The sequence below is a fragment of the Acinetobacter sp. RF15B genome, assembly GCF_007558235.1.
GTDB lineage: Bacteria > Pseudomonadota > Gammaproteobacteria > Pseudomonadales > Moraxellaceae > Acinetobacter > Acinetobacter lwoffii_C.
This window is the reverse complement of the sequence record NZ_VLSR01000013.1, coordinates 57,437-66,513: the sequence shown is the minus strand read 5'-3', so window position 1 is coordinate 66,513 and position 9,077 is coordinate 57,437. Positions and strand designations below refer to the sequence as shown.

Annotated in this window: 7 protein-coding genes and 1 pseudogene; 2 read left to right on the top strand and 6 right to left on the bottom strand. The window is 45.6% G+C overall.

The features are described from left to right. Nucleotides 1-181: 181 nt before the first annotated feature. Nucleotides 182-535, bottom strand: coding sequence for a hypothetical protein (locus E2K74_RS10585; RefSeq protein WP_151205250.1), 354 nt, complete (start codon nucleotides 533-535; stop codon nucleotides 182-184). A gap of 135 nt (nucleotides 536-670) precedes the next feature. Then, the gene (secA, locus tag E2K74_RS10580; protein WP_151207506.1) at nucleotides 671-3,397 is read right to left on the bottom strand and encodes a preprotein translocase subunit SecA; all 2,727 of its coding nucleotides are present in this window, start codon (nucleotides 3,395-3,397) and stop codon (nucleotides 671-673) included. Between the two features lie 331 nt (nucleotides 3,398-3,728). On the opposite strand from secA, the gene E2K74_RS10575 reads away from it, so the two are divergent. Both E2K74_RS10575 and E2K74_RS10570 read left to right on the top strand, forming a co-directional pair. Beyond that, nucleotides 3,729-4,364 carry a peroxiredoxin gene (locus tag E2K74_RS10575; RefSeq protein ID WP_151205252.1) on the top strand — a complete coding sequence of 212 codons (636 nt, stop codon included), beginning with the start codon at nucleotides 3,729-3,731 and terminating at the stop codon, nucleotides 4,362-4,364. Between the two features lie 247 nt (nucleotides 4,365-4,611). Beyond that, nucleotides 4,612-4,937, top strand: a pseudogene (locus tag E2K74_RS10570) (protein tyrosine phosphatase); the annotation flags it as partial. A gap of 37 nt (nucleotides 4,938-4,974) precedes the next feature. On the opposite strand, the gene E2K74_RS10565 reads toward E2K74_RS10570, so the two are convergent. From E2K74_RS10565 to trpA, 4 genes are read right to left on the bottom strand one after another with little or no spacing between them, the layout of a single operon-like run. Further along, a complete protein-coding gene (locus E2K74_RS10565) occupies nucleotides 4,975-5,997 on the bottom strand; it encodes an SPOR domain-containing protein (RefSeq protein WP_151207504.1) in 1,023 nt (340 codons plus the stop codon). Continuing rightward, nucleotides 5,994-7,277, bottom strand: a complete 1,284-nt coding sequence (folC, locus tag E2K74_RS10560) for a bifunctional tetrahydrofolate synthase/dihydrofolate synthase (RefSeq protein ID WP_151207502.1) — start codon at nucleotides 7,275-7,277, stop codon at nucleotides 5,994-5,996. The genes E2K74_RS10565 and folC overlap by 4 nt, the downstream gene beginning before the upstream one ends. Beyond that, complete coding sequence (gene accD, locus E2K74_RS10555; RefSeq protein ID WP_151203615.1) at nucleotides 7,274-8,170, bottom strand: acetyl-CoA carboxylase, carboxyltransferase subunit beta; 897 nt, start codon at nucleotides 8,168-8,170, stop codon at nucleotides 7,274-7,276. Before accD ends, folC begins: the two co-directional genes overlap by 4 nt. Then, the gene (trpA, locus tag E2K74_RS10550) at nucleotides 8,167-8,970 is read right to left on the bottom strand and encodes a tryptophan synthase subunit alpha (RefSeq protein ID WP_151203617.1); all 804 of its coding nucleotides are present in this window, start codon (nucleotides 8,968-8,970) and stop codon (nucleotides 8,167-8,169) included. The genes accD and trpA overlap by 4 nt, the downstream gene beginning before the upstream one ends. Nucleotides 8,971-9,077: the final 107 nt, after the last annotated feature.

The window sequence follows — 9,077 nt, the reverse complement described above, 5'->3', positions numbered from 1 at the left end:
ACGGATGCATATATTGCAGAAATTACTCAGCGCTTGAATCATCGTCCAAGAAAAAGACTCGGCTTTAAAAGTCCGAGTCAGGTATTATGGCAACAACATGGTGTTGCACTTCAAATGCTAATCTAAGCAATAAAAAACCAGTCTCAGGGACTGGTTTTTTAATTTCTGAAAAAATTCAGACTTAGTTTTTTGCAAGTTGCGCTGCTTCACTCAGTAAAGCCTGTTTGGCCTGCTGCTGGCTGGCTGCCGAAAGCGCTGGGTTAGATGCCACAATACGATCAGCATTGGCCGCATTTGCAGCAGCAATGGCTTCAGTTTGCACCACAATCGGGCGGTTCTGGTTGTTAAACGTATAGCGGATACCCGTACGTGGACTCGCGACAGTAACTCGACCATCTGCACCCACTTCAACCTGCGTACTGGTTGGTCCAATCGCTTGCTGAACCTTAGTGAGGGTTGTTGTTCCCGTTTCTGCAAAACTTAGAGCAGGAGTTGCCAAAGCGGCCATCATGAGTGTTTGTAATACTTTTTTCATTGTCTATTCCACTTTTCGGTGCTGAATGAGCCATTTAATACCATTTAACCATCAGGACTGCAAATGGTATTCCAACTCTGAAAAATATTTATACATAAAATTTCAGAGCCCGCAAGCTCTGAGCGTCAAAGATGTTTAGAGCTTGCCATGACACTGTTTGTACTTCAGGCCTGAACCACATGGACACGGTGAATTACGGCTGGCTGGTGCTTCAAATACCGGCGCAACCGAATTGATCGGAATATTCGGCTCAGCTCTCATCTCCTCACCTTCTGTCAGCAAGCCATCAAACTCTTCATGAGACAGTTGCAGACGCATCGCTTCTGCTTGAGCCTGTTGCTGGGCTTCCATTTCAGCCAGTTCTTCTGGCGTTGGCACATGAATACGTGACAGATCAGTCACTACATCAGATTTAATTACACCCAACATATTCACAAACAGGTTATAGGCTTCTTTCTTATATTCCTGTTCTGGGTTTTTCTGGGCATAGCCACGCAAATGGATCCCTTGACGCAGATAATCCATCGCCGCCAGATGTTCTTTCCAATGACGATCCAGAGAGTTCAGCATGAAGTGGCGTTCCAGTGAACCGGCTGACTCAGGTCCCATCTGCTCACGACGTGAACGGTAACGATTGAGGACTTCGTCACTAATACGCTCGACCAGAGATTCTTCATCCAGACGACGATCCTGCTCCAGCCACTGGGCAATCGGCAGGTCAATCGATAATTCTTCACGCAATGCCAGTTCTAGGCCTTCAATATCCCACTGGTCATGAATCGACTCAGGTGGAATATAGTTGGCAATCATGCCCTGCATCACTTCACGAATCATCTCTTCAATATAATCTTGCAGTGAGCTTTCTGCGAGAATCTCATCGCGCTGAGTGTAAATGATTTTCCGCTGTTCATTATTGACATCGTCATACTTCAACAGGTTTTTACGGATGTCAAAGTTACGTGCTTCTACTTTACGCTGGGCATTTTCAATGGAACGTGACACCATTTTGTGCTCGATGGCTTCATCTTCCTGCAAGCCCATCGCACGCATCATACCGACCACGCGATCACCGGCAAAGATTCGCATCAGGTCATCTTCAAGTGATAAATAGAAACGGGATACACCCGGGTCACCCTGACGGCCAGCACGACCACGCAGCTGGTTATCAATACGGCGTGATTCATGGCGTTCAGAACCAATAATATGCAGACCACCCGAGGCTAATACCGCTTCATGGTTGGCTTCCCACTCAGCTTTTAGACGTGTTTCGTCTTCAGGGGTCGGATTCTCAATTTTGGCGAGTAATGCTTTCCAGTTACCCCCCAATAAAATATCGGTACCACGACCGGCCATATTGGTCGCAATAGTGACGGCACGCGGTGCACCAGCCTGCGCAATAATATCTGCTTCACGCTCATGCTGCTTGGCATTCAAGACTTCATGCTGAATGCCTGCAGCTTTTAGTTTCTCCGAAAGAATTTCAGAAGCTTCAATAGTTGCAGTACCAATCAGGATCGGGGCTACACCTGCTTCATGCACGCGCTGAATTTCTTGAATAATCGCGTTATATTTACCTTCACGATTTAAATAGATCAAATCGTTATGGTCTTTACGCACCATTGGTCGATGGGTTGGGATAATCACCACATCCAGGCCGTAAATTTCTTTCATTTCCGCAGCTTCCGTATCTGCAGTACCGGTCATCCCGGATAATTTTTTATACAGACGGAAATAGTTCTGGAAAGTCGTGGTTGCCAGAGTCTGGTTTTCAGGCTGGATTTCCAGACCCTCTTTCGCCTCAACGGCCTGATGCAGACCCTCAGACCAGCGACGGCCCGGCATGGTACGACCGGTATTCTCATCCACAATGATGACTTCACCATCATTGATAATATAATGAACATTACGCTGATAGAGATAATGCGCACGGATTGCTGCGGTTACATGATGCAGCAGGTTCAGGTTAGCAGCGGAATAAAGACTCTCGCCCTCTGCCAGCAAGCCCATTGTAATCAGTTCACTTTCGATGGTTTCAAAACCGACTTCGGTAATTTCTACAGAGCGCTGTTTCTCATCTACCCAGAAATGCCCGCCATCCGGCACTTTTTCTTCTTTTTGTGCTTTTAATTTTGGTGGAATGCTGTTGATAGCCGCATACAACTGTGAAGAATCTTCACTTTGACCTGAAATGATTAAAGGTGTCCGTGCTTCGTCAATCAGGATCGAGTCCACCTCATCGATAATCGCATAAGGCAGGCCACGCTGTTTTTTCTCAGCCAGCGAGAATACCATGTTGTCACGTAAATAATCGAAACCGAATTCGTTGTTGGTTCCATAGGTGATGTCGGCACGATAGGCTTCTGCTTTCTCGGCCGGATTTTGCATGGAATAAATAATTCCAATGCTTAAACCCAGGAATTCAAATAATGGACGGTTCAGCTCGGCATCACGTTGTGCCAGATAATCGTTTACCGTAATGACATGTACACCCTGACCACTAAGCGCATTCAAATAACAGGCGAGTGTGCCCATCAGCGTTTTACCTTCACCCGTACGCATTTCGGCAATTTTACCTTCGTGCAAGGTAATACCACCAATCAGCTGTACATCATAGTGGCGCATGCTCATGACACGTTTAGCCGCTTCACGACAGACCGCAAATGCTTCAGGAAGTAATTTATCTAGGCTTTCACCTTTATTATATCGTTGTTTGAATTCTTCAGTTTTTGCAGATAAGTCTGCATCGCTAAGGGCAGATATCGTCGGCTCGAGCGCATTAATCTTGTCTACGATTTTACGCATGCGTTTGAGTTCACGCTCATTTTTGGTACCGAAGATTCCTCCGATCAGACTTGCCAACATGAATAGACTCTCTAAATCTTGCTTATCAAATGAATATGTTCTTAGTCGTTATTATGGTACTAGAAATTTGAACTACAAGGGTTTTAGCATAAAACCGTTGAAAAAATCTCATCCTTAGTTCTAGCCCTGAAACCTAAGGCAAAATAATGTAGCAAATTTTGACTGGGCAATATAGTCAATTAGCTGACTGTTTTTGCTGATTCTGGATAGAAGGACAGTCTTCTTATGAAAAATTTGTATAAGCAATTCTAAAAACACTATTTTCCAAGATAAATAAAATGGTTCATATTGATTCTTATCCTTCTATTATAAGATCAATTGAGGCAAACATATGAGTTTACGTTTAGGTGATACTGCACCCAATTTTGAACAGCAATCCAGTGCAGGCTTAATTAATTTTTATGATTTTTTAGGTGATAGCTGGGGCATTTTATTTTCACACCCTGCGGATTATACTCCGGTCTGCACAACAGAACTTGGCTATACCGCAAAACTCAAAGATGAGTTTGACAAACGTGGGGTTAAAGCCATTGCCCTTTCTGTCGATGATGTTGAATCTCATCAGGGCTGGATTAAAGATATTAATGAAACCCAGGCAACTACGGTCAATTTTCCGATTATTGCCGATCAGGACCGTAAAGTTTCTGAACTCTATGACTTTATTCATCCCAATGCCAGTGAGACTTTAACTGTTCGCTCCCTGGTCATTATTGATCCCAACAAAAAAGTACGTTTGATCATTACTTACCCTGCATCTACTGGACGTAACTTTCATGAAGTTTTACGGGTGGTAGATTCCTTACAACTCACGGATCAACACAAAGTGGCCACTCCAGCCAACTGGCAACAGGGAGATGATGTGGTGATTGTTCCTTCATTACAAGATGAGGAAGAAATCAAGCAGCGTTTTCCTAAAGGTTATAAAGCGGTCACTCCATACTTAAGACTAACGCCTCAGCCTGAGTAAGGCTAAGCCATGCCCAGTTCTACTTTGAGGGAAGCTATGTCTTAGAGTAGAACTGGGGGCAAAAAATAAAATTAGAACTCTATACACTAAGCTTAAAACCTCAGGAAACATTTTAATAAGTCGCTGAAAATTTTAATAGCCTGATCGAAACGATATGAACATGCCATAGATTCGGTCTCTTTTATTCCCTGCGTTGGGATAAACCTCCGTGCATTGATCAATGGACTGAGGTTTTTTATTTTTATACCGTGTTCAGAGCAGCAAACTGCTCGCCCAGAAGGATTTTCAACTGCATCATGTGCCAATACATACCTGGGCACCGGATTGGAAAGATTTATTAAAAGTGATAAAGGAAATTCAGCAGGCTCGCAAGAACAATGAAAAGGTACTCCTCTATTGCTACTGCGGCTCTGACCAGACGGGGGCCAGTGTCGCGATGTACCGGATTATTTTCCAGCACTGCTCAATTGAAGACGCTGGGCATGAAATGAAGTACGGCGGTTATGGCACATGATTGGGCACAATATTGAGAAAGTATTTAGCCCTGAACCTGTAAAATGGATCCGGGTGTAACTCTCGGATCCATCTACAACTTCAAGGTGGTAATCAATTATTGACGCTTGTCCAAAGGTACCCAGTCAATCACCCAAGCAGACTTCATATTCAGGCTGGCATCAGATGCAATCTTCTTACGGGCCGCATCCGCAGCTTCACGGTCCTTGGATGGACCCACCATAATACGAATCCCTTTGGAGGTTGGACTTTTAGTCACTTTATAGCCTTTGGCACGCAGCTTGGCTGCCACAGCATCGGCATTGGCTTCGTTGGCGGCCAAAGCCACCTGTACCATCCATTGCTTGCTGTCCTCTCCTTCTAACAGCTTGCGTGCCTGCTCGGCTTCTGCCTTTTTCTTGGCTTCTTCTGCCTTACGTTTTTCTTCCGCCTCTTTACGTTCAGCTACCCGACGCTCTTCTTCAGCCTTTTTCTTAGCCTCATCGGCTTTGCGCTTTTCTTCTGCCGCTTTACGTTCGGCTTCTTTCTTCTCGGCAGCTTTGCGAGCTTCAGCTGCCTTTTGAGCTTCTTCAGCTTTACGCTTTTCTGCTAAAGCCTGACGTTCAGCTTCTTTTTTAGCTGCCTCAGCTGCTGCATTATTCTTTTGCTGGGCGAGTTTTTGCTGCTCCAGCTTCTTTTGTGCCGCAGCTTTTTCTTCAGCCAGACGTTTCTGCTTGGCCTGTTCATCGTCAACCAATTCAGGTGGAATATTATCCGAACTTTGCTGGCCTAAACGATGAGCATTGAGTGCTGCATACTCTTCTGCGGCCTTACGGGCCGCATCGGCCTCGGCCTGTTGCTGCATTGCCAGGAACTCAGCTGCACGCGCCTCTTGCTCAGCAACGGCTTTTTCACGGTCACGGCGCTGCTGCTCCAGTAAACGCTTTTCAGTTTCTACATCCACAGTTAAAGAGCCTAATGAATTATTCACAGCCTCTTTATTTTCTGCTTCCATCGTCTGCACCGGACCTTGTTGACGCTCCTGCTGAATTTCATTCTGACCTTTCAGAAGTAATGCTGCCAATAAAACACCACCACCGAGTAAAACAACACCGCCCATCCAGCGCTGTTTATTATTCATTGACATTCTTCCAAATACTCCCATACCGCTTCTAAGGTATGAAATGATCCACATACCAAGATCAGCTGATGATTATCTGCCTGATCCAGCGCTGACTTAAAAGCGAATTGCACCTTATTAAATTGCTCTACTGCTTCCCCGCTCAAAGCTTCTGCCAAAGCTGTGACCTCTGCCGCACGCGGAACCGCTAATGGTGCAATTTTCCACAATCGGATATGTTCTTTCAATAACTTAACGACAGAATTTATATCTTTATCAGCCAACATGGAAAAAACACAAATCACTTCTTTGTATTTATTGTTATATTTTAAATAATTACGCAATTGCTTTAATAAAAACTCGACGCCGTGCGGATTATGCCCTGCATCAAAAATCACGGTTTTACCTTGAATTTCAAGAATTTCAAACCGTCCAGGCAACTTGGCCAATTGTATGCCTTCGGCAATTGCTTCCTGACGAAGCTTTAATCCACTCAGCAGAAGAGCTGCAATTGCTGTCGAGATATTTTCTAAGGCCAGTGAGCCTGTCGGTAATTTCAAGGTCGTGCCTGAAGACGCAAATGCCCAGGTTTTGCCCTCTTCAAAGGCTTCATAAAAATAGTCACGGTTGATCGCATACAATGGTGCGTTAGACTTAGCCGCCTGATCTAAAATCGCCTGTGGAATCTGTTGCTGTCCGCCAAAAATTACCGGAATATTTGGACGAATAATACCAGCCTTTTCAAAGGCAATTTTCTCGATGGTATCCCCCAACCAATCGGTATGATCCAGACCAATATTGGTAATGACCGCAACATCTGGATTGACCACATTGACCACATCCAGACGCCCGCCCAGGCCGACTTCGAGCACCCAGACATCACAATCTTGATCTTTAAAAATAACGAAAGCAGCCAGCGTAGTGGCTTCAAAGAAAGACAGGCTTAAATCACATTCACGGCGTGCCTGATCGACCTGTACAAACGCATCGATCAGTAACTGATCTTCGACTTCAATCCCGCGTAATTTGACCCGTTCATTGAAACGATATACATGCGGAGACTGATATAGCCCCACTTTAAAGCCGTGCGCATTTAAAATGGCAGCCAGCGTAGTGCTGGTTGAACCCTTCCCATTAGTTCCAGCCACGGTCAGCACTTTGGCAGCCGGGTCGGTCACGCCTAGCTTTTCAGCTACCGGAATGACACGCTCCAGACCTAAATCAATACCTGTAACGTGAACATGGCTCCAATAATCGAGCCATGTATCCAAAGAATCTGTTGCTAATGGTGCTGTATTCAAGGCAAGTTCATCAGTTTAGTCACAATGCGATAAACTGTATCACGTAATGCATGACGGTGAACAATCTGATCGATTACACCATGATCAAGCAAATATTCAGCACGCTGGAACGGTTCATCCAGTTTTTCACGCACGGTTTGTTCAATTACCCGTTTACCTGCAAAGCCGATCATGGCTTTAGGTTCGGCAATATGCACATCCCCCAGCATTGCCAGAGAAGCCGTCACCCCCCCATAAACCGGATGGGTGAGAACCACTACATAAGGCAGGCCGGCTTCTTTTAAACGCTGGATAGCCGCTGAAGTACGCGCCATTTGCATCAGAGACAGCATGCCTTCCTGCATACGCGCACCACCAGATGCTGCAAAGCAGATTAAAGGTTGACGCGCTTTAATCGCACGCTCTGCTGCCTGCACAAAACGGTCACCCACAACCGTACCCATTGAACCACCCATAAAGTCGAATTCAAAGGCACATGCAATCATCGGCACGTTTTTCAGCAACCCTTGCATCACAATCAGGGCTTCAGTCTCACCAGTTTTCTTTTGCGCTTCTGACATCCGCTCCGGATAAGCTTTACTGTCGACAAATTTAAGTGGATCTTTCGCAGTGAATTCCTGGCCCATTTCCGCTTCCACCTGATCGAAGAACCAGTTGAGACGGTCACGCGCTTTCATTTTCAGATGTTCATCACATTGCGGACAAACATAGGCATTAAATGACATCGCCGTACGTGTCACCAAAGCATGACATTCAGGGCATTCAATAGTAGGTTCTGTAAATGTGGCTTTGAGGGTGGTTTGCTCATCAGGAACATGAATACCCGGAACAATACGCTCCGTCCATGGGGTCGATGGGCTCAGAATTTTGCCTGATTTCACTTGTTGACTCATACTAACTCATCGAGCGCTGCTCGAAGCTCCTTGACTTTATTCACCGTAGCAATAACGGCCTGTTCTGGCGGGAGAGATGCGAAATGTTTAACAAATGCGCTCCCCACAATGACTGCATCGGCAGCAACACCCATCGCTTTCGCAGATGCAGCATCACTGATACCAAAACCCACACCTACAGGAATATCTGTCTCAGCCTTAATTTTCTGAATACGTGTTGCTGCTTCAGACACATCTAAAGTCGCAGCACCGGTCACACCTTTTAACGACACATAGTAAATAAAGCCACCGGCCTGTTTAACCACATGCTGAATGCGTTCATCAGTTGAGGTCGGTGCCAGCAAGAAAATCTGGTCCATCTCGTATTTTTCCAAGACCTGACCCAGATCTGCTGCTTCTTCTGGTGGAAGGTCGACCAGAAGCACACCATCTACACCGCATTCATAGGCATAAGCGACAAATTTTTCATAGCCAATGACTTCGACCGGATTTAGATAGCCCATCAGCACCACAGGTGTTTCGCGATCTTTCAAGCGAAATTCTTTCACCATATGCAGCGCATCCAGCGTATTGGTTCCACCTGCCAGCGCGCGTTCTGCAGCTAGGGCAATGGTCGGACCATCCGCCATGGGGTCAGAAAAAGGAAGACCCAACTCAATCACATCCACCCCTGCATCCACCATCTGATGAAGAAGAGGTACAGTGACCTCTGGATGCGGATCACCAGCCATTAAATAAGAAACCAAAGCTTTACGCTGTTGAGATTTAAGTTGTTCAAATCGTGTGGCTAAACGTGACATAGGGCTGAGCTTTCCTTAACGTATTTTAAACTTGAGGCATTGACTATGTAGAAATACAAGACATCGCATTGTAACGCTATTTTTTGTCCATTGAACAGTGTGCAGCA

What these genes read in the sequence shown, in the direction of transcription:
- E2K74_RS10565 (WP_151207504.1), bottom strand. Translation starts at nt 5,997, where the DNA reads ATGAATAATAAACAGCGCTGGATGGGCGGTGTTGTTTTACTCGGTGGT.
- trpA (WP_151203617.1), bottom strand. Translation starts at nt 8,970, where the DNA reads ATGTCACGTTTAGCCACACGATTTGAACAACTTAAATCTCAACAGCGT.
- E2K74_RS10585 (WP_151205250.1), bottom strand. Translation starts at nt 535, where the DNA reads ATGAAAAAAGTATTACAAACACTCATGATGGCCGCTTTGGCAACTCCT.
- E2K74_RS10575 (WP_151205252.1), top strand. Translation starts at nt 3,729, where the DNA reads ATGAGTTTACGTTTAGGTGATACTGCACCCAATTTTGAACAGCAATCC.
- secA (WP_151207506.1), bottom strand. Translation starts at nt 3,397, where the DNA reads ATGTTGGCAAGTCTGATCGGAGGAATCTTCGGTACCAAAAATGAGCGT.
- accD (WP_151203615.1), bottom strand. Translation starts at nt 8,170, where the DNA reads ATGAGTCAACAAGTGAAATCAGGCAAAATTCTGAGCCCATCGACCCCA.